Genomic DNA, 22,456 nt, shown 5'->3' with positions numbered 1-22,456 from the left:
AGTTTGCATACTTACAGCCGAAGCGGTGGTGGAAATTACGGACACGGTCTTGAGAAAACTACAAGCAAAGTTTCTCTAGTGTAGCGCGGAACTCGATCGGCTTTTTAATAATCTTCAATTCATCAAAAACCGGTTTCGCTTCAACACATTTCAATGAAAGCGCACGCAACCATTGTTTTGATCTAGAAACAGCGAAGTAGTCATTAATATAAAGCGTACTCGCTTCAAAGAACTGCGGCAGCAAAGGCTTCGCTCTTTCCCAAGTCATTTCCTCAACGGGCTCTTGATTTAAGCTTTGCTTGATTTGACGGAAGATAAACGGATTACTCATCACTCCGCGGCCGATCATATAATCTTGGCAGTCAGTGACTTCAACGCAACGATTGAAATCCCCAACATTCCAGATTTCGCCATTAGCGATAATCTTCACTTTGGTTTTTTCTTTGATTTTAGGAATCCATTCCCAGTAAGCGGGTGGTTTATAGCCATCAGTCTTCGTGCGACAGTGAATCGTAAGCCATGTGGCATTAGCTTCTTCAACCGCCTGAGCGATTTCAATACATTTCGTTGGATCATCAAAACCCAGACGGATCTTCGCAGTCACTGGCACTTCCGCAGGTACTGCCTTTCGAACAGTATCAACGATTTTAAAAACGCGATCACATGACTTTAAAAGCGAAGCGCCACCATCATGACGGTTCACGGTTTTAGCCGGGCAGCCGAAGTTAAGATCTACCCCTAAAGCACCTAGCTTCACCGCACGTTGCGCGTTTAAAGCTAAAGGCTCCGCATGGCCACCCAACAACTGCACAAACACCGGTGTACCCCAGCGCGTGCGCGATCCCGTTTTTAACTCAGGACAGTTTTTATAAAATACACTTTCCGGATGCAGCTTATCAGTGACGCGTAAAAACTCCGTCACGCATTGGTCGATTCCTCCAATACGCGTTAACGTGTCTCGCATCACCCAGTCTACAACGCCCTCCATGGGGGCTAGGAACAGTTTCATTTAGATTAGCCGCCTAGTTTACTAACAATATCAAAGTGCTTTTTCTCAACAGGTTGAACAGAAAGGCGCGAGCCCTTTGCCAACACCATCATATCGGCTAATTTTGGATTTTCTCTTAGGTCTTGCAGACTCACGATATGTTTAAACTTTGAGACGAACTGAACCTCGACGCAGAACCAACGTGGTTTGTCTTTAGTCGCTTTTTCGTCAAAGTATTCGGACTTTTTATCAAATTGAAGCTTATCGGGCTCAGCAACCTTAGAAACCTTCGCAATTCCAGCAACACCAGAGGGTTCAGCATTGGAATGATAAAACAAAACCAAATCGCCGACCTTCATGTCGTTCATCATATAGTTGCGCGCTTGATAATTGCGAACGCCTTCCCACCAAGTGGTTTTATCTTTCGCTAATTGATCAATGGAAAAAACATCAGGCTCTGATTTCATCAACCAGTGGTTCATTATTTTTTCTCCGCCTTGATTTTGCCGGATTTAAAAAACCACTCGCCTGCTTGTTTTCTAAACGTACTAACTTCGTGGTGAACAAAATCTTCGTCGTCGACATTGTAGAAAGCTTTAAACTCCACCGTGCCCTTGGTGCCTTTTTCTTCAGCCTTGATGATTTCTAGTTTTAAGAACTTTGCTCTTTCAGCCCATTCTTTATTGGCTTCATCATCAATGGAGTCCAAAGTTTGTGGATCGGTTGTGTCGCGCAAGTACTGCATTTGATTTTTTGCAAAGGCACTGTAGCGTGAACGCATTAAGGCCTCAGCCGTGGGCGCTGTTTCGACACCGGAATGATAAAGACCGCAACATTGAGAATAATTTTTTTCTGAACCACAAGGACATTTCATAGGGCCCAAGAACTACCAAAAAACGGGTGGCTAAGTAAGTAAATGAACGCATTGCGCGAGGCGGCAGGCTTGGTAGGAAGCCCCGAGGCTGTTATTCTTTTCCCTCTAGGAGAATTTATGACGAAATGGGCTTTAATCACCGGTGCCACTTCCGGAATTGGATGGGAAACTTCTTTTGCTTTGGCAGCCCAAGGCTATGCCATCCTGGCCACAGGACGTCGCTATGAAAAACTTGTCGAACTTGAACAAGCACTAAAGAAAGCTCACCCGCAATTAGAAGTGAAGCTTGCGGCCTTCGATGTTTCTGATCGTTTCGAAGTGAGTGAGTTTTTAAAAGCCCACGCCGCTGATTTAGATCAAGTTGAAATCTTAGTGAACAACGCGGGTCTTGCTAAGGGTATTGAAAAAATGCAGGAAGCAAATTTGGATGATTGGGAAGTCATGATTGACACCAACGTGAAAGGTTTGCTGTTCATGACCCGCGGGGTGATCCAAAACATGATTAAGAAAAACACGGGCCACATCGTGAATTTGGGTTCTGTCGCAGGCAGATGGACTTACCCAGGTGGTGGAGTTTACTGCGCTACTAAGTTCGCTGTCAGAGCCCTTTCCGAGGGGCTCCGCATGGATTTGTTAGGCACAAGAATTCGCATCACCAACATTGAGCCCGGCATGGTCAACACTGATTTTTCCTATGTGCGCCTGGGTGATAAAAGCAAGGCCGATAAGGTTTACGAAGGCATGACTCCACTTGAAGCCAAGGACATCGCAGAGACGATCGCGTGGTGCGTGGCGCGTCCACCGCACGTCAACATTCAAGAACTTGTCATTTACCCAACAGATCAAGCTCACGTAGGACAGGTTTTCAGACGTGGGGATGGCCGATAAGGGACATCTTCCGCCTTGCATGGTGCCTTCTCGGTCATCCGATTTGTGCGAGGGGAAGTTTGTAAGGGAACATTTTGTGATTTGTGGTTTTTGCTTGATATGATTTCCGTTTTCTTCTGGAGGAGCTTATGGCTGAAAATAAAGTGCGCATTGAAAAAGACACCATGGGAGAGGTTCAAGTTCCTTCAGAAAAATACTGGGGAGCCCAGACCCAAAGGTCTTTGCAAAACTTTAAAATCGGCGGCGATCGTTTTCCGCGCGAGATGATTCGTGCTCTTGGGATTTTGAAAAAGTGTGCTGCGAAAACCAATCAGCAGCTGGGATTGTTGGACGCTAAAAAAACTGATTATATTTTGAAAGCGGCTGATGAAGTGATTGCAGGGAAACTGGATGCTCATTTTCCCTTAGTTGTGTGGCAAACAGGCTCAGGCACGCAGACCAATATGAACGCCAATGAAGTGATCGCCAATCGTGCGATGGACATGATGAGACTGACTCTGCCAAATAAAGAAATTCATCCCAATGATGACGTGAATAAGGGGCAATCCTCGAATGATACCTTCCCAACGGTGATGCATATCGCAGCTGCCGAACAGATCCATCACCGTTTGTTGCCGATGCTTGATAAACTTCACAAAGCGCTTGAACAAAAACAAAACGAATTTAAAGACATCGTGAAAATCGGGCGCACTCACTTGATGGATGCGACCCCGCTGACATTGGGTCAGGAATTTTCGGGTTACGTGAATCAGATTAAAAAATCCATCACCCGCGTGAATAACACTCTTCCTCACTTGCATGAATTGGCTCTTGGTGGAACGGCAGTGGGTACGGGGCTTAACACTCATGTGAAATTTCCAGTTGAAGCGGCGAAGGCAATTGCGCAAGAAACCAAGATCCCATTCGTTTCAGCAGAAAATAAATTTGAAGCCTTAGCTAGCCACGATGCGCTGGTTGAAGTTAGCGGTGCTTTAAACGGCGTTGCTGTTTCTTTGATGAAAATCGCTAACGACATTCGCTTGCTTGGCTCAGGACCGCGCTGCGGTTTGGGAGAGCTAAGGCTCCCAGAAAATGAACCGGGAAGTTCGATTATGCCGGGCAAAGTAAATCCAACTCAAAGTGAGGCCATGACCATGGTCTGTGCCCAGGTGATGGGAAATCACGTGGCGGTCAGCGTCGGGGGATCCAACGGGCATATGGAGTTGAACGTCTTTAAGCCGGTGATTATCTTTAACGTGCTGAACTCGATCAGATTGCTTGCCGATGCCTGTGAGTCCTTCACTGATCATTGCGTAATGGGAATAGAGGCCAATAGGGACCAAATTCGAAAGCATCTGGAGCATTCACTCATGTTAGTGACTGCTTTAAATCCCCGCATCGGGTATGATAACGCAGCTAAAATTGCCAAAACTGCCCATAAAAATGGCACAACACTGCGCGAAGAAGCTATCAATCTTGGACTCCTCACTGGCGAAGAGTTTGATAAGATAGTAAAACCTGAACTGATGGTGAACCCCTAGGAGACTCATGAACCCGCTGCTGACTAAAGCGAACTGGATGGAAAGCGATGATATTCGGCCTTATGTTTTTGTTCGTCCAGAAAATCAAATCGCACTGCCGGGTTCAGTTCATCGCTTAGATTGGTTTAAACAGCAGCCCATTTTTAAAGACCCTTTAGATATTCACAACATCGCTTTTGCTGATCGTATTTATTCACTTGAAGAAAGAGCTTTCGGTCCATCAAACATGGCGATGCCTCGTTGGGTGTTTTACGATTGCGCGGTGATGCCAGGGTTCGTTGCCGGTTTTGCCGCTCGTCCATCGGCACTTTCAAAGGAAATGCGCGCAGCTTTAGATCCGAAAGTTTTCCCTGCGACGGGTTCGCCGATTAAAACTTCTTCTGTGATGAAAGAAGTCACTTCGCTTGATGATATGGATTGGGTTCCGCTTTCTTTGTTTATCATCATTCCATCCATGCATCGCGGGGAGTGGATTGCCCACAATCTTTGTTCAGTGAATTCTTTGTTGCCCCAAGGACAAGGCCTTTACGGTTTGGGATTCCTTTCTAAAGCCTTCGGTCTTTGGTATGCGAACGTCGAGCAATGCTCTGGCATGACTCAGTGGGGAAGCCCTGCTTTAAAACTGCATTCGCACTTTGGTCACCTTGAAGTGATCGGGGCTTATGCGCCAGTGCACTCTCACGCAAAAACCATCACTTATCGTGTTTCAGTAAATACCCACTGCTGGGAAAAGTTCTTTAACAAAGAAGAAGACCTGGCGTTCTTAGAAAATTACGGTCCGACTGATACATACATCGATCCAAAAGATGAAAACAGCATGCTTGAGTTTCAGCAGAAGATCGAAGCGGGCAAAGGCCCTTACTACTTGAGTGCGAGTGAAATCGCGCACAAGAAGCTTGATGAAAAACTAATGATTTATAGTTTAAAACAACAATATAGTAGATAGGAAGAAAAGATGACAATGAATACCCTGCCACCAGTAGCAAAATCGTTTTTTGCGTTCTGTAAAAAGTGCGACGCTGATAGATACCACGTAGTTTTAGCTCACACTTCTGCAACGTCAGCAAAAATCAAATGCGAAATTTGCGGGTCGCAAAAAACTTTTTCTCTTCCTAAAGCTCAAACTAAAACGGGCAAACCATTGACGGGTGCTGCAGCGAAAAAACGCGAACAAACACTAAGCTCAAGAAAATCAAGCCACCGCAACGAATATGAAATGTTGATGTCTGACGAAAAAGCTCCAACAGCTAGCTACAATATGAAGGGTAAATTCGAAAAGAACACAAAACTTCAACATCCAAAATTTGGTATGGGTTTTGTGAAAGATGCTCTTACGGATAAAATCGAAGTCGTATTCGAAGATGAAGTGAGAACGCTAATCCACAACAGACCGTAGCCGCAATCGCTGAAAATGGGCCATTCGACTGCGTTGTCGGCCCTTGTCCTCGCTCCAGCGTAGCGCTGCTACGCCTACGCTGCGGGAAGGACCTCCGCCTTGCGCCTGACCCATTTTGAGCGATCGCTCTTCCTCGGTTTTTTAAGTTATTCTTGGCAGAATTCTTTCGGTAGCGGCACAAGGTTAAACACATCATCACCTTTAGGTGTTGGAGTTAGAAAGATGGGATCGTCTTCCTCTCCGCAGCCTCCGTGCATGACGAAGCCGTTGTTTTTAAGGGTAGCTCCTTTAGATGGATTGCTTGTGCTCCAGCGGATATCAGCGCTCCCACCATCACACTCAACACCACAACGGAGTTTTCCTGAGGCCGTTTTTTCACAAAACATCAACGTCGTATAATCTTTGTAAACGAACTCTGTCGTTTCTTCTGAATTTCCAGAAGGGTCAGGCTTGACCGGTCTTTTTATTTTCGCATCAACCGCCAACGCAAGACTCGTGTAAGGCGCTTCCCCAGTAATATAAAACTTAAGCTTCATTAACTTAACAGTCTGCTTAGGACGAGAATTCATGTGCTTTTCAGAGTACTCCCGCCCATAGCACAAAGGCTCACCGGGTTTCACCGTATCTGGTGTGCGAGCAAAAGCAATTGAAGCAAATAAGAACGAAATGACTAGCAATAGAGTTTTCATAGAATTCTCCCACCCGCAGGCTAACAGAATTCAAAAACATAGCAGCGAAAATACTAAGGCTTGTAAGTAAGACATATCGTTGACCACTGGTTTTGCAAAAATGCCCAATCTGCAATATTCACCACCGCTTCGGTGGTAACTCCGAAAAGTGCCTGTTTCTTTAATTCAAAAGGTGCCTGCTTCTTTTTACGGTTGCGCCGCGGTAGTTATGAATCTGCAATAATCACCACCGCATCGTTGGTAACTCCGAAAAAGTCCCTGGCACCTTTTTTTGTCAATTCATAACTTCCCCGGACGAAATTTCCGAAAGATGAAATTAATACGAAAAAAGTTTTAGTTTCACGCTGAAATGCCCATTCCACGGGCAAAAGAATGGAAAAGGTGCCTGCTTCTATTTTCGGTCCATGGTGCGTTATGGGTGTATTTGGTTGCGTGCTTGCAACTCTATTTTGCTTTGTCTATCCTTCCATTTTCTAGACGTAAAAGGTTCGTGATGGATTGGTTAAAGGGGTTAAACCCTGAGCAGCAGAAGGCTGTTAAGCATAATTTTGGTCCTCTGCTGATTTTAGCCGGAGCGGGTTCGGGTAAGACCACCGTTCTTGTTTCCCGCACAGGACGATTGATTTCTGAGCGTGTGGCAAAAGCCAATGAAATCTGCGTTCTGACTTTTACAAACAAAGCCGCGCGCGAACTTAAACATCGCGTGGGAGCAAAGCTTGGCAACACCGGTAAGGGCTTGTGGGCGGGAACATTCCATTCTTTTGGTTTGCAGATTCTTCGTCGCTTTCACAAGCACGCAAATCTTTCTCCTTATTTTGGAATCGTTGACCAGTCGGATTGCAATTCGATTTTAAAAGACCTCATCAAGGATATTAAAAATTCCGGCAAAGATAAATTCGACGTCGACAAGATTTTGACGATGATCAATGACCGTCGCACCGGTTTAGCAGTGCAGACGGAAGGCTTTGACGAATATCACGAGATGGTCGAAGTATTGACGCCAAAATTCGCAAAACGCTTAGAGCATCTTGGTGTGGTTGATTTTGAAGGTCTTCTGATTAAGCCTTTGCAGTTATTTAAAGAAAACCCAGATATCTTAGAAAAGGTTCAAGCCTCTTTCAGCCAAGTGATGGTGGATGAGTTCCAAGACACCAATCGCATGCAGATGGACCTGATCGCGCAACTGATTGCAAGCCATAGAAATATCACCGTGGTCGGCGATGACGATCAGTCGATTTACGGCTGGCGTGGGGCGGAAGTAAAAAACATCCTGAACTTCCCACAAGAATACAAAGGCTGTGAAGTCATCAAGCTTGAACGCAACTATCGTTCCAGTGCCGAAATTTTGGCGGTGGCGAATGCTGCGATTTCAAAAAACAAAAATCGTCACGGTAAAATCCTAAGAGCGGAAATCGCACAATCCACAGGCGAGCTGCCAGAGTTATTCTTGCTAGAGCGCGAAGAAGACGAGTGCGAATTCGTGATGAGCGAAATTCTGCACTGGCAGCGACAGGGTTATAAATACAAAGACTTCGCGGTTCTTTATCGCTCGAACACTCAAGGTGGCTTGATCGAAGCCTCGCTAAGAAGAGCCAACATTCCGTACAATATCTCTGGTGGTACTTCGATCTTTGACCGTCGCGAGATCAAGGACCTTATGGCTTACCTAAAACAAGCCTTAGCTCCGAATGAAGTTTCTTTAAGACGTATCATCAACGTTCCAACTCGTGGAATCGGTGATACGACCATCGAAAAACTAAGCGAGTTCGCGCTGAAAAAACGCATCAACTTCGTCGATGCCTGCCGCTTCTGGAAAGAAGCTGAAGTTCAAGAAAAAGCCGGGGAGTCCATCGATCAACTGATGAAGTTTATCGAAGACCTTCCAACAAACATTTTAGATTTCCAAGTGGGTTCATCCCCTGGAGCTAAGATGGTTGAGATCTTCCAAAATATCGGCTACCGCGAATACGTTTACGGAACCGCCGCTGATCCAACCAGTGCAGAAAAAAAATGGATGGTCGTCGAAATCCTAGGACGCATTCTAGATTCATATTTGGGTCGCCGTTCTTATGACGTAGAAAACATCAAATCGTTCGTCGATTCAATGTTACTTAGAGACGACATGTCTGACGAAGAAGAAGAACCAAACAAAGTTCAACTCATGACTTTGCACGCTTCTAAAGGTTTAGAGTTCCCGCTAGTGATTCTTGCAGGTCTTGAAGAAGACCTATTGCCACACAAGAATCTGGGTTCAGATATCGACGAAGAACGCAGATTATTCTACGTAGGTGTTACAAGAGCTAAAAAGAAATTAGTGATGTCCCGCTGCCAACAACGCAAAAAAAATGGCGTGGTAAGACCGGTGGCGCCTTCAAGATTTTTGCTAGAGATTCCGACGGAACTTTACAAAGAGTTCCCGCTAGGGGCACGTCCCGTAACAGGACAAGAGCGTGAAGATCTAGTGGCAAGTTTCCTATCTAAACTTGATAGCAAACTGCCACCTCCGAAAAAAACTTTTTAATTAGCGAAGGCTCACTTCAGCGCCGCTTAAAGAAGCATCATCAAGATCTGCGTGGTAGTGATAAATCAAACTGCCACCTTTAAGCAGAGGAATGATTTTTTGTGCGACTGACATTGAAACTGCCGGGCATCCCCAGCTTACACCTAAGCGGCCACGGGCATTGCCAGTTTTTGGATCGATTGAATTAATAAAGTCTTCACCTACATACCAAGCACCATGCAATACGATATCACGATTGTAGGCTTCATCATTTGAACGCTGCAAACCATACATACGAAGAGTATCCCCATAGTGGCCCGTATAAACTTCACCAGCCACGTAGATACCTAAAGAAGTCTGACGGGAATCTTTGGTGTTGCTGAAAGCTACAGCGTAATTACTTTTACCGCTTCCAATGCCATGGGCAGTATAGAATTTTTGAACGGTACCGGTTTTTAAATTGATAAGATAAAATCGTCGTTTTGTTGATGGTGCCGTAAAATCAACGATGGCTACATACTGAGGGTTAACAACCGTCACACGTTTGCTGCTGCGATTGCGTTTAGATTCCTCGCAAGGGCGAACGCTGTTTTCATCACGACCATCACAAGTGTAGGTATCAATGGTGTAGGTACGGCCTTGATTGTTATTTATAAATTTCTTAAGGCGATTAAAAGCCTCAGCAGGCACACCTTGAGCCAGAATCTTTTTTTGAACGGCCGCTGTTTGCGCGAACGCAACGCCAGCAGAAGAGCTTACTAAAGCAGTTATTAAGAGAGACTTTAAAATCATAAAAACCCCCGGAAACTTGCTGTCTTATATGCCGCTCTTGGCGCCTTGAAAACTGTCAGAAAATTTGACAGGCAATTCTTACCAAACGGTTGGTTTCCGAGGGAGATTTTTACAGTTCTTCAGTGGATTTAACTAACTCTTCAAACTCCGCAGGAATCCCAGTCGTAAATTCGTGGGTTTTACCCTCTAGTGGAAGGCGTAATTTAAATGCATGCAAATACATTCGATCCGTACCATACATACCCGTCATCTTAGAGTTGTACTTTGGATCGCCATAGCGAGAATCACCGACGATAGCATGTTTAGCCATGGCCGTGTGTTTGCGAATTTGGTGTTGGCGCCCCGTCATCAGCCGAACTTCAATTAAGGAAAAATAGCGATTGGCTTTAACAACTTTAAAAAGAGTCTTCGCTTCAATACGATCTTTGCTAAGACCTTGCGGATTCTTGCGCCCCTCCGCTTTATCTGAAATGGATTGATTCCATTCTTGCCACTGTCCAGTGACGGGCATAGGTCCGCGCAAAACAGCGTAATAAAATTTCTCGGCCTGATGGGTTTGAAAAAGATCAGCTAAGTTCGCGGCCGTCTTTTGATCCAAAGCTATAAGCATCAGCCCGCTAGTTTCTTTATCCAAACGGTGAACCAAAAAAATATCCTGATAAGATCCGGCTGGAAGCTGCTTTTTTAAAAGACTCTTCACGTCGCCCACTTCATTGTGAACACTAATGCCAGCTGGTTTATCCACCACCAGCCAGTGCTTATTTTTCTCAATGATTATTAATTCCGTACTCAAGAAAGCTCCTTCACAACAGCATCAACTTCGGCAGGACTTAAATTTCGTTCAGTCAAGCTACTGGCAAAAACCTTCTGCTCTTTTCGCGAAATTGCTAGCGAATGAACGGAAAGAAGCACAATTAAGTTAAAGAAAAATCCAACCCAGCTTAAGAATAAAAAGAACATTCCCATGAAAAGCAGATTTTTTTCATAGGCTTTCAAATCCTGTTCTTCTTTTCCCTCAACAAAAGGTTCAAGATCCGAACGGGATTCTCGCCATTGCAAGTGCACCTTTTGCAGGTTGCTTTGTAACAAGCGATAGCGGGCGGACTTCACTTTTTTACGGTGAAGCCAAATATGTGCGGCCGTGACTGCCGCCGAAGGAAGCCAGCCTATGATATATCCCACTGCCATTTCTGGTGCCATCCCCAGACTATAATCTTGCCTGTGATTGTTAGCAAGATGTCAGGGGCGCCACTTTAAGATGCAGCCAAGGCATAGCAAAATGTTGAATGAGGTGACTATGAATCCAGCTGTGCAAGAATTTATCGATTTTTTAGATCGCGAAGATGACGAAGATTATGGCGACTTTAAACGCGAAGTCGATCTGCACTTTCACTACATGGTGGATTCATTAAAACCATTAAGTGAAGAGCAAGTCTGGCGGTTACGCAAAATGCGCGAACAATTGCTCTGGTCCTATAAAGACAACATCGAAGAGGTGCGGGACCTCTTAATGAATGAGGCCGCACACCTTGAAGACTTAAATACATAACTCTGTGCGCCGTTCTTGCGCTCATCGCGCCTGCTAGGTACGCTTTCCTAAACGTACCCGGTTATCCGCCTTAGCAATTGCGAAGGAGGATTTATCCGCCGAAGCTTTAGCGAAGGAGGAAGGTCCTATGTCAGTTCTGGCAACGCAGGAGTTTTGCATCACCCTGAGTGATCTGGCCTCTTTCATGGAGATTTCTCCTACTGAAGTAAAAAAGAAAGCAGAAGCTGTTCTAAATAAAAAAGTAAAATCACCATGGCTGATGCCCGAAGAGGTGAGAACGCTACTTTTAGCTTCAGGCTATAAATACCCGCAGAAAGTTATCTCAGTACAAATGCTAAAGGGTGGAGTTGCAAAAACCACTTCTGTTTTGAATGTCGGTTTAAGAGCTGCCATGTACGGGGCAAAAGTTCTATTCATCGATTTAGATCAGCAAGCAAACTTAAGTTTCGCTTTGGGAGTCGAAGATGAATCCTTGCCAGTATGGGTAGACATCGTCGAGAAACGCAAAAGCATTGAAGAGTGCGTTCGTTTCGTGGAACCCCATGTGGATCTAATACCATCTTCATTAAATAACTCAGTCCTTGATAGAGCTCTAATGAACTCCAATCGCAATTGGGCGCAAGTGGTAAAAGCTCCATTAGCAAAAATCCGTCACCGCTATGATCTAATCCTAATTGATACAGCACCTGCCTTAAGTGCGGTGAATACAGCAGTCACAGTGGCTTCCGATGAAGTCGTGTTGCCAGTGAATCCAGATAAGTTTGCCTTCCTGGGTTTAGAAAAAAACTTAAGTGAGCTAGAAGACATCAAGCAAGACTTCAACCTGCAGTTCCGTCGAAAAATTCTTTTCACGAAATTTGATGGACGCGAAAACACCAGTCATGAGCTTCTACAAAAGTGTATTGAATCTTTTGAGGATAGTTTGATGAAGGGCTATATTCGAACCTCTTCTGAGGTTAAAAACACCGTGCGTTCCGGCAAAAGCCTTTTCGCTGGAAAATCGCCTGTAAAAGCTGATTATGATTTTGTGACTCGAGAAATGTTAGGCTTCGTTTAAGGGGAAAACCATGCCAGAAATTAAGCATTATGATGGAAAGAAAAAGCATTCGACTAAAACCCAGGCTGCAAAAAAGGGGAGTCATCACGCGTCCCACTCGAAGCCCCATGCTGCTAAAAAACGTCGTCCCCACCACGACATGGCGGCCGATAAACATCACGAAGATGAAACTGTAAAACTAGCAGAAGCGGTTTTAGAGGACACTGAAGCTATCAACACGGAAGCAGCTAACGAAGGCATCACGAAAGAAGAAATCTTCGTCGCGGAAGTGATTTCTGAAGAAGACACAAATCACGGTCATCCAGACCGCTCTGATATCGGTGAAGAGCGCCTTAAGGTTCATTTGGACTTCTATGGCAGCGAGCTGCTTCGCCAAAAAGCTCCGAAGGTGATGGAAGTTGCCGACACGGTTGCTGATGAATGGATGCATGACGGCAATTTCGAAGGTCTTCCTGTAGGAAATCCATTAGCGCAAATCGCGGCAGCGAAAGCTTTACGCACGGCTAAGGATGTAGAAAAGAAATTGGAAGAAAAAGGTGTTATTACTATGGCGAAAATGGGATTAGATTACGTCAAATCCAAAATCGAAAAGAGAAACACTTAAATAATGTCCCGTGCTTCTAGAATCAGTGAAATTTTAAATCAGGCTCTTGAACCCGTTCATTTAGAGATCGAAAACGAGAGCCACATGCATTCGGTCCCGCCAAACAGTGAAACTCACTTCAAAGTTTTGGCGGTTTCAAATAAGTTCGAAGGTCTTTCCCGCATCGACCGCCAAAGATTCATCAATGATTTGCTAAAAGATGAGCTAAAAAGCGGCTTACATGCCCTGACCCAGAAAACTTTGACACCCCAAGAGTGGGAAAAAGATAGTTCTCGGTTTGAATCGCCGGACTGTCTCGGGAAGTCAGGTCGCCGATAAGGCCCCATCTGACTGCGTTGTTAGGAACCTCGCTTCTCTCCGACGTACCTGATAGGTACGCCTGCGTTTCGCGAGAACCCTTCCGCCTTGCATATGGGACCTTCTCGCCAACCCTTAGTTCGCGGTAATACGAAAAATTCTAACCCAAAACCTATAGTTTACTCGCTAAATTCGCTTAATTTTGATTTTAATTCGCCAAGAAGACGTTTTACTTCCAAAAGCTGCTCTTCTTCTGGAGATATCTTATTCGTCATTTGTTCGGTCAGCGTTTCCCAGGTATTTAATGCGTGGCTAAGATCTTGATTGAGGTTCCCAAAAAGAGGCTTTTTGGAAGTCTCCTTCTTTTTCGGCAGTTGTTCCTGCTGATCGGGTTGTTGCTCTAAGATGCTGTCACTCATTCGCTGTGTAATTCTATCTGCCGTAATTTTCTATCGTAGTGCTTCATGCACAAGGGCGATAGTGTGATAAAATGAACTCCATTTGACAAGTATTTTTACCCTGGTAAAACTACCGTTTTTAGGAGTGTGACATCATGTCTCAAGAGATTATCTACACAATGAAGGGCGTAAGTAAAGTATATCCTCCACAAAGATATGTGCTGAAGGATATTTATCTTTCTTACTTTTATGGCGCCAAAATCGGGGTTTTGGGTCTAAACGGCTCTGGTAAATCCACTTTGCTTAGAATTATGGCAGGGGTAGATAAGGATTTCTTGGGTGAAGCCTTCCCATCTAAGACGATGAAGGTCGGTTACTTCGAACAAGAACCTCAGTTGGATGAGACTTTGACGGTAAAAGAAAACATCTTTGCTGGCATGGGCGAACTTCCAAAGTTGATGAAAGAATATAACGCCATCAATGATAAGTTCAGCGATCCTGACTTGGATCCGGATGAAATGAACAAGCTGATCGAAAAACAAGGTGCCATCCAGGAAAAATTGGAAGCTTTGGGAGCTTGGGATGTCGATCAGAAGATCGAAATCGTGATGGATGCACTTCGCTGTCCAGATGGCGATTTGCCTGTAACAAATCTATCAGGTGGTGAAAAACGCCGTGTGGCTTTGGCTCGTTTGATTATGTCTGAGCCAGATATTTTATTACTGGATGAGCCAACGAATCACTTGGATGCGGAATCAGTGGCTTGGCTTGAACAATATCTTTCTAAGTTCCCAGGGACAGTTATTGCGGTTACGCATGACCGTTATTTCCTAGATAACGTTGCTGGTTGGATCTTAGAACTTGATCGCGGTGAAGGTATTCCTTGGAAAGGGAACTACACGTCTTGGCTTGAACAAAAAGACAAACGCACAGCGAACGAACAAAAGGACCAAGCTCGTAAAGCTAAGACTCTTGAAAAAGAGTTGGATTGGATTCGCCAAGGGGCTAAAGCTCGTCAGGCAAAATCTAAGGCGCGTATTTCTAACTACGAAAACTTGTTAAAAGAAGCATCGCCAGAAAAAATCCAAGAGATGTCTATTTACATCCCACCAGGACCTCGTTTGGGTGACATCGTTGTCGAAGCTAAAGACATCACGAAGGCTTACAACCACAAAGTTCTTTTGGATAACGTGAGCTTCACGATTCCAAAAGGGGCTATCGTGGGTGTTATCGGACCGAACGGTGTGGGTAAATCGACTTTATTCCGCATGATCACGGGGAAGGAATCTCCAGATGGCGGTTCATTCAAAGTAGGTGAGACGGTGAAGATCGCTTACGTCGATCAAACCCGTGAGACCTTGGATCCAAACAAAACTATTTATGAAGAACTTTCTGGCGGAGCAGACGTGATCCAATTAGGAACACGTGAAATCAATGCTCGTCAGTACGTTTCTTGGTTTAACTTCTCTGGAACAGACCAACAGAAAAAAGTCGGTCAGTTATCCGGTGGAGAAAGAAACCGCGTAAACATGGCGAAGATCCTTAAACAAGGTGCAAACTTATTGCTTCTGGATGAGCCAACAAATGATCTAGACGTAAACACGATGCGTGCGCTTGAAGAAGCGTTGCTTGAATTCGGTGGATCTGCCGTAGTGATTTCGCATGATCGCTGGTTCTTAGACCGCGTGTGCACGCACATCATGGCGTTTGAAGGGGACTCTAAGATTGAGTTCTTCCCAGGAAACTTCTCTGAATACGAAGAAGACCGCAAAAAACGTCTTGGCGAGAATGCTGGGCCTAAACGTATTCGCTTTAAGATGGTTTAGTTCTTGATCGGCAGTCCTCGGTGCGGATTTCCTTTGGCCTTAGTGCTTGGGTATCCGCTCCGGTCGCCCACGGCATCCTGCCTCACTGGCCTTTGATACGCCATCGTGGCGGGCCAGAGGGGCGACCTCCGGGATACCCAAGCACTAAGGCCAAAGGAAATCCCACGACGAACGATCAAAAAAATAAATTTTTAAGAGAATAAAATTAAAAAGCAGTCTGAGAAGACTGCTTTTTTTTCTTCGATTAGTTCCGCTAAGACTAAAAGGTGCCCGCTTCTTTTTGCGTGGTTTCACCACGTCAGTCAGACCAGAAGAAATTACTTCTTTAGAAGCATTCTTTCAATCTTATCCATGCGGGCTTTCAGATCATCATTCGCCGCTTTTAACTTCTGCATTTCTGATTCAGTATTCTTCACTTTCGCTTTTAGCTCTTTATTTTCTTCAACCAGGCTTGCGATCATTCGTGAATGAGTTTCCACTTTTTGTTCAGTGGATTCGCAGCGGAACTTCAACTCTTTTGTTGAGTTCACTAGGGCCCAGAAAATAGGGGAGCTGTTCAAGCTTAAGTATCCGTTCTTTTCCAATTTCACGGCGTCGGGGATTTGTTTTTGTACTTCTTGAGCCAAAACTCCAACGAATTCTTTTTCTGTCTCTGCGCCAATCGCGTTACCGTTTTTATAGCGGAAGCGGATGACATCAAGATTCGCGATTTCTTTTAAGCCATATTGATATTGGCCGGTAACATCTTTAAGGCGTTTATCTGAAGGAACAGTCCATGCGATATCACCACCGTTGCGGTACGGAGTTCCTGTGATACGGAAGTTTCCTGTAACATCTAAGGTATACTGCGGACTTGTATTTCCGATACCTACAAAGCCTGTATCCATTTGGAAGGACATCCAAGTGTAAGTGTCACCACCTGTTGAAAGGCGTGTGAAGTTAGCTGCATTATCTTGCACGATTCTGAAATCTTTATTTGTAGAACTCATACCTGTGCTTCCGAAACGTATTTCGTGGGCACCGGTTGCTTGTAAATCAAGTTGGCCATTCGGGGTCGTTGTGCCAAGGCCCGTGTAGCCGTTTGTTGCAAACGTTAATCTTGGGGTATTTGCAATTCCAAGATGCAGTGGTGCCGAGGATCCAGTACCCACAAACATATTGCTCGTCGGTTTACCAGCCCAACTGCGAAGTGCTACGGAGTCTGCTATCGGAACTGTACCAAATGTCCCAGTGTGCGTTGTAGAGTAAGCCACCATTTCAATTGCTGATCCGTCTGATTCAGCAGCTGTACTAGCATAAGCTGTAGTACCTGAGTTGTGAGAGTTTCTTACGCGAACAGCGGTGTTGCTATCTTGATCTCTAGCGACATCTAATGCCGCCGACGGTGATGAAGTACCAATACCCACTTCACCATCATGATCTATTCGCATTGTTTCTGCGTTCGTGTTTGTGCCATTAGCTATAGTCTTAAACAGTATTGCAGTACCGTGATTTGTCGCTGAATGCGCTTCCGTCGTAACGAAATGCATTTCTCCACTATTAGCACCAGCCGACCAAGCCGTGCCATCGTAACCACTTCCGACGATAGATAAAACCACATCACCCGAAGAGAGTGTGGTAGGGGAAGCAATAGTGCCTCGAGATCGATATCCCAAAAGAACAGGGGACTCAGTCGCACTTGAAGTTTTTAAGCCGATTCGACCTGTCACATCTGTTCCTTCGCCTTCAGCGATAATACCAGCGCGATAAGGATGAGTAGCTGTTGTAGCTAGCGCTGATCTTACATGCAATGGAACTACGGGCGAACTTTGTCCAATCCCCAAGTAACCATTTGGTCCCAAGGTCATGCGAGTTGATCTAGTAGTTGAACCAATTGGGGTCGTGCCAAAATCAATAGAGCTACCTTGTGCTGAAGCCGTTATGTTTTCCGCTGCAAGAAATTGAATAGCAGCGATATTAGCGGTGAAGGCGTTGCCGGAATGATAAGCCTGACCATAAAGACCCATGATGCGGTCACCAGAAAGAACCGCTGCTGGAGTCGTTATATCTCCTCTAGATTTAGCAAATGCGACAGCTGGTGCATTGGTATCGGCAGAAGATTGTTGAATACGAAGATAGCTGCTGTTGTTTGCGACGATATCTAAAGTACCAATAGGGGCAGTAGTACCGATACCTACTTTACCATCATTATTGATGCGCATTCTTTCAACCATAGTACTTGCATTATAATGTCTAAAAGCCAAAGCATGGGTGCCGGCAAAATTCAAATGCTCTAAAGTCATTCCATTGGCAGGAACACCGGCTGTATTTGCGCCATCAGAGCCGAACCCCAAAACGCCAGTCACTTCACCGGCATCGCCTTGGGTGTTTCCGCTATCACCGTTAATCATTAAATATGCTGTCGCAGCATCAACTACGCGCGCCTTGCTTGCAACGTCTAGTTGTACAGCAGGACTGCCATAACCGACGCCCACATTTCCTGAATTCGCAACCGTGATCCTTGTGGCGTTATTCGTTTTTAAAAGAAGACTATGGTCATCGTTAGCACCAACTGAAATCGCAGCACCCGTAGTGTTACCGCCATCAACAAGCACTCCGCCGGCAGCAACCGGAAGAAGTGAAGCGGGGATTCTAGCGCCACCATCAAGTTCCACTAGCTGACCTGCAGAAGTACCAAAGTTTTTAGTTGAAGCCGTTCCCAAACCGGAAACTTGAGTATTGGCAATCGCAATCGTCGTACAAGCAAACGTGTCGGTGATTGCTGACCAAGTCAAAGTTTTGTCAGCAGTCGAACACGAAGTCGGCATCTGCAAGTTACCCGTAGTTGTCGAGCGCATTTGCCCAAAACCAAAATACTGGATACCCCAATTAGTACCGTCAAAAAGGAAAGCCTGTCCCGTTAAAGGCGTCGTAGAAACAACACCGACGTTTTGAATTTTGACGACTTTCGTAGACGCAGCTCCACCAGTGGAAGTCACATCACCAGTTAGATTCGGAATATCACCCGCAACTAAAGAAGCTCCCCCAGTAACCAAACCCTTCGCATTGTAAGTGATCTTAGTCGCCGTACCTGCAGTCACCGTATCTGAAAGTGAAATCGTCGGGGTCGCGCCACCACTGCTAGCTAACGGCGCACTTGCTGAAACAGAAGTCACCGAACCCACAGCCGGAGTCGACCACGTCAAATTTCCGCTACCATTATTAGTCAGCACCTGACCACTAGAGCCAAGTGTATCTGGAAGTTTAAAAGTTAAATCTCCAGCCAAAGCAGCAGGAGCTTTAAGTTCTACATAATTGGCACCTTGATAAACGCGGAAGCCGTTTGAAGTTTGAATTAAGCCACTCGTGTTAATTGCAGTAGTGCCAGCGATAGTTCCAGAAGTAATCGCACTGCCTGAAACTTTCCCAGCCGTAGAGATTGTCGCAAGTTTCGTATCAACAATTGCAGCACCTGCAGCGATATCAGCGTCGACGATTGTAGCATCTAAAATTTTTGCTGAATTTACAGCACCATCAACGATCTTCGCCGTAGCAACAGTGCCATCAGCTAAAGTGACCGTTGCCACCGGACTTCCTGAAGAAGTCACATCACCAGTCAAACCCGTCAAACTTCCTGCAGTGCCAGCATCATCCGCCGGAGCCCACTTGGACCCGTCGTATTTCAAAACTTTACCAGAGGCGATACCAGTCATATCGACCGTGACACCTTTGATCTTATCTACACTCGTAGCGCCTTGAGTTCCTGAGACATCCCCAACAAGCGAACCAGTAAAGCCTGCGGCGCTTCCAGCAATGTTACCAGTTACATTTGCACCGGGTACGCTAGGAGCCGAGCAAACGAAAGTTCCCGAAGGGGCAATATGACGAAGATATTCGCCAGCCGCACAAACCGGCAAAGAAGATTTCGCTACAAAATCACTTGCGACATTGCTTCCAAGTTTTAAAGCAGTCTGTGCTACTTTGGCGTGACCCGCAAAAGGAACAGAGCGAATCTCACTGTCAGGGGAAATTAATTTCCAACCCGTGCCATCATGAAATTGCACACGTAAAACTCGCTTGTCATCAACAAGGGGAGTGTACGTGCCGCCGCCTTCACAAGAAAGGGCAGCGCTATTATCAAAACTATCAAGAAGTTTAAAGCCCGCCGCAGCAGGGAAGTTCTTAGTGCCTGTGCCAATTGGAACATCGAACACACCCGTAGAGTTGCGCATATCCACCGCATTGGAAGTTTCGCGATAAAGTGCACAAGTGCCTGTCGGATTCATGATGGTGAATTCGAAAACAACACCATTCACTTCGAGGCCTTGCCCTTGAGAATCTTTAATGCGCCCTTGATAGGTTAAAGAACCTGGGACGGCATAAGCAGTCAGACTAAAAAGAAGAAGTAACGCGGCAAATACGTTCCGTTTTTTCATAGCTATCTTATCGGAATTTTAACAGGATTCTGCAGAGTCCAAGGGACTCAATTCTCATTTTAAGACGGCTCTGCATGCACCTTCGCTAATGGAAGTCTGAGCCTTACAATAGTCCCGCGCGGGCGGTCTGGGGTTGCCTCAATTTGCGAATGGATTTCAAGACTGCCATCCATAAGCTGCAAATACTCTTTGGCTAACGGCATGCCGTAACCCGTGCCTTTTTCCCCTTGGGTTCCCGGGCGAGAGGTCTTTGCTTGCAAACTAAAGATTTGCTCTAAGATTTCAGTCGGAATGCCAATACCATAATCTTGAATTTCAACAATCACCCCTTCGTCCTTAGAAAAGGCCCGCACGTCAATGCGCTCGCCGGGATGTGAAAACTTAATGGCATTACTCATCAGATTTAGCAGCACTACGTTGCTTAGTATCGTTCGCTCGGCGTTAATCATCATTCGATCCCGCGAGAGTTCTAAAGACAGCTTAATACCCTTACGCTGGGCCTGGGAAAGAGTGGACTCATAAACTTCATTCAGGACCAGAGCTAAAGATAGAGGTTTTAAAGGTAACTCTGCCTTACCATCTTTAACTGACTTAAGGTGTCGCACTTGGGAAAGCAGATTTTGAATATCATCAACAGCCTTTTCCATTCGCTCAAACTCAACACTAGAAAAAGCCCTTGGCCCTTCTTTGGCGCGTAACAAATTTGAAGTCATTCCAGTCAAGGTATTCGCCACGTCATGAATAAGGACCCGTAATAAGTTTTCCACATCGCTGTTTTGTTTTTGCAGGCGCTTCAGGTGGCGTTCTTCGCTCTTAATATATTGATGGGTTGTGAAGCATGAAAACAGCAGGAAGGTGATAAGATTAAAGCTCTTTTCCTTTTCATAATTGCCGTAATCGTGAATCACATTGGGCCCAATACGAGAAACATGCAGCCACCAAAAGACGGTGATGATGACGGTAACAATGATGTATCCTGCTAAAGAACCAGGCAATCCTATTAAAACCCCAAGCACCAAGGGCACAGCAGCTAACCAGAAAATTCCGGGAGCTTCAGCTCCGCCCGCTGTATATAAAAGATAAGTCAGCATCCCAATCGCAAAGAACGACAGGGTTAAGGCTGACCAAAGGAAGTTCTTTGTAAGCTTCATCATCAGAAGGGGAATGATGGCAAAACCAAGCCAGCCGGGGATTAAGACGTGATTGTACTCTGTGGTTTTGTATTCGAAATTGTATTTAGCTAAGTAGATTAAGCAGACCGAAACACCCAATGCATAGATAACCTTAAAGTAGGTAAGTCTCTTTTTAAATGCTTCATTAGATGTAAACTCAAGGTCGCGCATAACCGACCTATCGGAATTTCATGTAGGTAATATTAATGTATTCGTGTTTATAAAAGATTTTTAAGGAGTTAGACCTTTTAACGTCTCATAGTGAGCTTTAAGATCGATGAATTGTTCAGTGTTCCCCCCGTGATCGGGATGCAAAATGATCGCAGCCTGACGGAAAGCTTTCTTCAATTCGTTGGCAGTAAAGCCTTCGTTAAGATCATGGATCCATGACTTCATGAATTCATAAGCTTGGCGTTGTGAGTGATTGAAAGAGTGGGGCTTTCGTTGTGGACGTACCTTCGGCGCAGGATATTGTCCACGGGGAGTTTGTAACTCCAAACGACCTATTTTCCCTAGCAAATAAGCCATGTGAGCAGGGTCGTTCAAAGAGGGATCCGTCATTTTAGCAGAGGAGGAAGAGGTGTTTTCACCCATTTTCTCTCTAAGAATCTGCTTAAAACTTGCTTGAAAACTCATGCTGAACTTATCGGTTCAGGTGGGTTTTGCCTTAGTCCAGAAGCATTTTTCCCTAGGGAAATAGGCCTTTTTCATAGGTAAAACAGCCATTTTCCTAGGGAAAAAACGGGTTTTCCGAGGGGAAAAAGGCCGTTTTCAGGGATTTTCCCTTTGAAGGTGTTGAAAAAAAAATGATTTTACCTGCATTTTTTTTTGGACAAACGACTGGACTTAGATACACACTAAGCTCATTCGTATAAAAAACGAGACTAAAAACCTAACGGAGGAATTACGAATGGCGAAAGCTAAGAAAGCTACCACTAAGAAAGCTGCAGCTAAAAAAGCTGCTCCTGCAAAAAAAGCTACTGCGAAAAAAGCTGCTCCAAAAAAAGCTGCTGCTCCTAAAAAAGCTGCTGCTAAAAAAGCTGCTCCAAAAGCAAAATCTGCACGTAAACCAAACGCTGCATTCATGAAAGCGTTGACTCCATCTGCAGCTTTGGCAGCAGTTGTTGGTGCTTCTCCACTTCCACGCACTGAAGTTGTTAAAAAACTTTGGGCTTACATCAAAAAGAACAATCTTCAAGATTCTAAAAACAGAAGAAACATCAACGCTGATGCAAAACTTAAAGAAGTTTTCGGCGGAAAAACTACTGTTTCTATGTTCGATATGACTAAACTAGTTTCTAAGCACCTTAAATAGGCCTTAGATTTTAACTAAGTCGAAAAAAGCCTGGGATTACCCAGGCTTTTTTTTTTTGCCTTCGAGGCGGGTTGATGAAAAAGGGTCGTCTATGAATGGCTTTGCCATTCACCCTTCGGGCTGCGTTGGACTGGTATTGTCCTCGCTCCGACGTGGCGCTGCCACGCCTGCGCTGC

At 45.1% G+C, this 22,456-nt stretch carries 22 protein-coding genes; 11 read left to right on the top strand and 11 right to left on the bottom strand.

The window, feature by feature from the left end:
* Positions 1–58 precede the first annotated feature (58 nt).
* Genes MNR06_RS06495 through MNR06_RS06485 form a run of 3 tightly spaced genes read right to left on the bottom strand, consistent with a single transcriptional unit; the run spans position 59 to position 1,862 of the window.
* A complete protein-coding gene (locus tag MNR06_RS06495) occupies positions 59–1,009 on the bottom strand; it encodes a tRNA dihydrouridine synthase (RefSeq protein WP_243540292.1) in 951 nt (316 codons plus the stop codon).
* Positions 1,010–1,014: 5 nt separating this feature from the next.
* On the bottom strand, positions 1,015–1,470 hold the full coding sequence (locus MNR06_RS06490) for an EVE domain-containing protein (RefSeq protein ID WP_243540291.1): 456 nt from the start codon (positions 1,468–1,470) through the stop codon (positions 1,015–1,017).
* A complete protein-coding gene (locus tag MNR06_RS06485) occupies positions 1,470–1,862 on the bottom strand; it encodes a YchJ family protein (protein WP_407933202.1) in 393 nt (130 codons plus the stop codon). The genes MNR06_RS06490 and MNR06_RS06485 overlap by 1 nt, the downstream gene beginning before the upstream one ends.
* A gap of 117 nt (positions 1,863–1,979) precedes the next feature.
* On the opposite strand from MNR06_RS06485, the gene MNR06_RS06475 reads away from it, so the two are divergent.
* The 4 genes from MNR06_RS06475 (at position 1,980) to MNR06_RS06460 (ending at position 5,666) form a co-directional block, all read left to right on the top strand.
* Positions 1,980–2,750 (top strand): SDR family NAD(P)-dependent oxidoreductase, encoded by a 771-nt coding sequence (locus MNR06_RS06475; protein WP_243540290.1) that lies wholly within the window; start codon positions 1,980–1,982, stop codon positions 2,748–2,750.
* Between the two features lie 128 nt (positions 2,751–2,878).
* On the top strand, positions 2,879–4,270 hold the full coding sequence (gene fumC, locus MNR06_RS06470; RefSeq protein WP_243540288.1) for a class II fumarate hydratase: 1,392 nt from the start codon (positions 2,879–2,881) through the stop codon (positions 4,268–4,270).
* Positions 4,271–4,277: 7 nt separating this feature from the next.
* On the top strand, positions 4,278–5,216 hold the full coding sequence (locus MNR06_RS06465) for a hypothetical protein (RefSeq protein WP_243540286.1): 939 nt from the start codon (positions 4,278–4,280) through the stop codon (positions 5,214–5,216).
* 9 nt (positions 5,217–5,225) lie between these two features.
* Positions 5,226–5,666: a hypothetical protein gene (locus MNR06_RS06460; RefSeq protein ID WP_243540284.1), complete on the top strand. Its 441-nt coding sequence runs from the start codon at positions 5,226–5,228 to the stop codon at positions 5,664–5,666.
* 146 nt (positions 5,667–5,812) lie between these two features.
* On the opposite strand, the gene MNR06_RS06455 is transcribed toward MNR06_RS06460, so the two are convergent.
* Positions 5,813–6,355, bottom strand: a complete 543-nt coding sequence (locus MNR06_RS06455; protein WP_243540283.1) for a hypothetical protein — start codon at positions 6,353–6,355, stop codon at positions 5,813–5,815.
* Between the two features lie 493 nt (positions 6,356–6,848).
* On the opposite strand from MNR06_RS06455, the gene MNR06_RS06450 reads away from it, so the two are divergent.
* On the top strand, positions 6,849–8,876 hold the full coding sequence (locus tag MNR06_RS06450) for an ATP-dependent helicase (protein WP_243540282.1): 2,028 nt from the start codon (positions 6,849–6,851) through the stop codon (positions 8,874–8,876).
* Here the strand turns inward: MNR06_RS06450 and MNR06_RS06445 are convergent, their stop codons facing one another.
* The 3 genes from MNR06_RS06445 to MNR06_RS06435 all read right to left on the bottom strand — a co-directional run bounded on the left by MNR06_RS06445 (position 8,877) and on the right by MNR06_RS06435 (position 10,835).
* Positions 8,877–9,647: a murein L,D-transpeptidase catalytic domain family protein gene (locus tag MNR06_RS06445; RefSeq protein WP_243540281.1), complete on the bottom strand. Its 771-nt coding sequence runs from the start codon at positions 9,645–9,647 to the stop codon at positions 8,877–8,879. It lies immediately after the preceding gene.
* A gap of 109 nt (positions 9,648–9,756) precedes the next feature.
* Positions 9,757–10,440 (bottom strand): RluA family pseudouridine synthase, encoded by a 684-nt coding sequence (locus MNR06_RS06440; RefSeq protein WP_243540277.1) that lies wholly within the window; start codon positions 10,438–10,440, stop codon positions 9,757–9,759.
* The gene (locus MNR06_RS06435; RefSeq protein WP_243540271.1) at positions 10,437–10,835 is read right to left on the bottom strand and encodes a hypothetical protein; all 399 of its coding nucleotides are present in this window, start codon (positions 10,833–10,835) and stop codon (positions 10,437–10,439) included. The genes MNR06_RS06440 and MNR06_RS06435 overlap by 4 nt, the downstream gene beginning before the upstream one ends.
* 109 nt (positions 10,836–10,944) lie before the next feature.
* On the opposite strand from MNR06_RS06435, the gene MNR06_RS06430 reads away from it, so the two are divergent.
* The 4 genes from MNR06_RS06430 to MNR06_RS06415 all read left to right on the top strand — a co-directional run bounded on the left by MNR06_RS06430 (position 10,945) and on the right by MNR06_RS06415 (position 13,175).
* Positions 10,945–11,196, top strand: coding sequence for a hypothetical protein (locus MNR06_RS06430; RefSeq protein ID WP_243540269.1), 252 nt, complete (start codon positions 10,945–10,947; stop codon positions 11,194–11,196).
* A 127-nt stretch (positions 11,197–11,323) separates the two neighbouring features.
* Positions 11,324–12,253, top strand: coding sequence for a ParA family protein (locus MNR06_RS06425; RefSeq protein ID WP_243540267.1), 930 nt, complete (start codon positions 11,324–11,326; stop codon positions 12,251–12,253).
* A 10-nt stretch (positions 12,254–12,263) separates the two neighbouring features.
* Positions 12,264–12,857 carry a hypothetical protein gene (locus tag MNR06_RS06420; protein WP_243540265.1) on the top strand — a complete coding sequence of 198 codons (594 nt, stop codon included), beginning with the start codon at positions 12,264–12,266 and terminating at the stop codon, positions 12,855–12,857.
* A gap of 3 nt (positions 12,858–12,860) precedes the next feature.
* A complete protein-coding gene (locus MNR06_RS06415) occupies positions 12,861–13,175 on the top strand; it encodes a BolA family protein (protein ID WP_243540264.1) in 315 nt (104 codons plus the stop codon).
* Between the two features lie 158 nt (positions 13,176–13,333).
* On the opposite strand, the gene MNR06_RS06410 is transcribed toward MNR06_RS06415, so the two are convergent.
* Complete coding sequence (locus tag MNR06_RS06410; protein ID WP_243540263.1) at positions 13,334–13,573, bottom strand: hypothetical protein; 240 nt, start codon at positions 13,571–13,573, stop codon at positions 13,334–13,336.
* Between the two features lie 134 nt (positions 13,574–13,707).
* Here MNR06_RS06410 and ettA point away from each other — a divergent pair, with 134 nt between their 5' ends.
* A complete protein-coding gene (ettA, locus tag MNR06_RS06405) occupies positions 13,708–15,378 on the top strand; it encodes an energy-dependent translational throttle protein EttA (RefSeq protein WP_243540262.1) in 1,671 nt (556 codons plus the stop codon).
* Positions 15,379–15,695: 317 nt separating this feature from the next.
* Here ettA and MNR06_RS06400 read toward each other — a convergent pair whose 3' ends face one another.
* The 3 genes from MNR06_RS06400 to MNR06_RS06390 are packed head-to-tail and all read right to left on the bottom strand — an operon-like array spanning position 15,696 to position 21,601.
* A complete protein-coding gene (locus MNR06_RS06400) occupies positions 15,696–19,793 on the bottom strand; it encodes a tail fiber domain-containing protein (protein WP_243540261.1) in 4,098 nt (1,365 codons plus the stop codon).
* Between the two features lie 59 nt (positions 19,794–19,852).
* Positions 19,853–21,136 (bottom strand): sensor histidine kinase, encoded by a 1,284-nt coding sequence (locus MNR06_RS06395; protein WP_243540260.1) that lies wholly within the window; start codon positions 21,134–21,136, stop codon positions 19,853–19,855.
* A gap of 60 nt (positions 21,137–21,196) precedes the next feature.
* Complete coding sequence (locus MNR06_RS06390) at positions 21,197–21,601, bottom strand: J domain-containing protein (RefSeq protein ID WP_243540259.1); 405 nt, start codon at positions 21,599–21,601, stop codon at positions 21,197–21,199.
* A gap of 274 nt (positions 21,602–21,875) precedes the next feature.
* On the opposite strand from MNR06_RS06390, the gene MNR06_RS06385 reads away from it, so the two are divergent.
* Complete coding sequence (locus MNR06_RS06385; RefSeq protein ID WP_243540257.1) at positions 21,876–22,280, top strand: SWIB/MDM2 domain-containing protein; 405 nt, start codon at positions 21,876–21,878, stop codon at positions 22,278–22,280.
* Positions 22,281–22,456 lie beyond the last annotated feature (176 nt).

The organism is Bdellovibrio reynosensis, assembly GCF_022814725.1.
Classification (GTDB): domain Bacteria; phylum Bdellovibrionota; class Bdellovibrionia; order Bdellovibrionales; family Bdellovibrionaceae; genus Bdellovibrio; species Bdellovibrio reynosensis.
Note: the sequence above shows the minus strand (reverse complement) of the source record. Positions and strands in the feature narration are given on the sequence as shown.

What these genes read in the sequence shown, in the direction of transcription:
- MNR06_RS06495 (WP_243540292.1), bottom strand. Translation starts at nt 1,009, where the DNA reads ATGAAACTGTTCCTAGCCCCCATGGAGGGCGTTGTAGACTGGGTGATG.
- MNR06_RS06490 (WP_243540291.1), bottom strand. Translation starts at nt 1,470, where the DNA reads ATGAACCACTGGTTGATGAAATCAGAGCCTGATGTTTTTTCCATTGAT.
- MNR06_RS06485 (WP_407933202.1), bottom strand. Translation starts at nt 1,862, where the DNA reads ATGAAATGTCCTTGTGGTTCAGAAAAAAATTATTCTCAATGTTGCGGT.
- MNR06_RS06475 (WP_243540290.1), top strand. Translation starts at nt 1,980, where the DNA reads ATGACGAAATGGGCTTTAATCACCGGTGCCACTTCCGGAATTGGATGG.
- fumC (WP_243540288.1), top strand. Translation starts at nt 2,879, where the DNA reads ATGGCTGAAAATAAAGTGCGCATTGAAAAAGACACCATGGGAGAGGTT.
- MNR06_RS06465 (WP_243540286.1), top strand. Translation starts at nt 4,278, where the DNA reads ATGAACCCGCTGCTGACTAAAGCGAACTGGATGGAAAGCGATGATATT.
- MNR06_RS06460 (WP_243540284.1), top strand. Translation starts at nt 5,226, where the DNA reads ATGACAATGAATACCCTGCCACCAGTAGCAAAATCGTTTTTTGCGTTC.
- MNR06_RS06455 (WP_243540283.1), bottom strand. Translation starts at nt 6,355, where the DNA reads ATGAAAACTCTATTGCTAGTCATTTCGTTCTTATTTGCTTCAATTGCT.
- MNR06_RS06450 (WP_243540282.1), top strand. Translation starts at nt 6,849, where the DNA reads ATGGATTGGTTAAAGGGGTTAAACCCTGAGCAGCAGAAGGCTGTTAAG.
- MNR06_RS06445 (WP_243540281.1), bottom strand. Translation starts at nt 9,647, where the DNA reads ATGATTTTAAAGTCTCTCTTAATAACTGCTTTAGTAAGCTCTTCTGCT.
- MNR06_RS06435 (WP_243540271.1), bottom strand. Translation starts at nt 10,835, where the DNA reads ATGGCAGTGGGATATATCATAGGCTGGCTTCCTTCGGCGGCAGTCACG.
- MNR06_RS06430 (WP_243540269.1), top strand. Translation starts at nt 10,945, where the DNA reads ATGAATCCAGCTGTGCAAGAATTTATCGATTTTTTAGATCGCGAAGAT.
- MNR06_RS06425 (WP_243540267.1), top strand. Translation starts at nt 11,324, where the DNA reads ATGTCAGTTCTGGCAACGCAGGAGTTTTGCATCACCCTGAGTGATCTG.
- MNR06_RS06420 (WP_243540265.1), top strand. Translation starts at nt 12,264, where the DNA reads ATGCCAGAAATTAAGCATTATGATGGAAAGAAAAAGCATTCGACTAAA.
- MNR06_RS06415 (WP_243540264.1), top strand. Translation starts at nt 12,861, where the DNA reads ATGTCCCGTGCTTCTAGAATCAGTGAAATTTTAAATCAGGCTCTTGAA.
- MNR06_RS06410 (WP_243540263.1), bottom strand. Translation starts at nt 13,573, where the DNA reads ATGAGTGACAGCATCTTAGAGCAACAACCCGATCAGCAGGAACAACTG.
- ettA (WP_243540262.1), top strand. Translation starts at nt 13,708, where the DNA reads ATGTCTCAAGAGATTATCTACACAATGAAGGGCGTAAGTAAAGTATAT.
- MNR06_RS06400 (WP_243540261.1), bottom strand. Translation starts at nt 19,793, where the DNA reads ATGAAAAAACGGAACGTATTTGCCGCGTTACTTCTTCTTTTTAGTCTG.
- MNR06_RS06395 (WP_243540260.1), bottom strand. Translation starts at nt 21,136, where the DNA reads ATGCGCGACCTTGAGTTTACATCTAATGAAGCATTTAAAAAGAGACTT.
- MNR06_RS06390 (WP_243540259.1), bottom strand. Translation starts at nt 21,601, where the DNA reads ATGAGTTTTCAAGCAAGTTTTAAGCAGATTCTTAGAGAGAAAATGGGT.
- MNR06_RS06385 (WP_243540257.1), top strand. Translation starts at nt 21,876, where the DNA reads ATGGCGAAAGCTAAGAAAGCTACCACTAAGAAAGCTGCAGCTAAAAAA.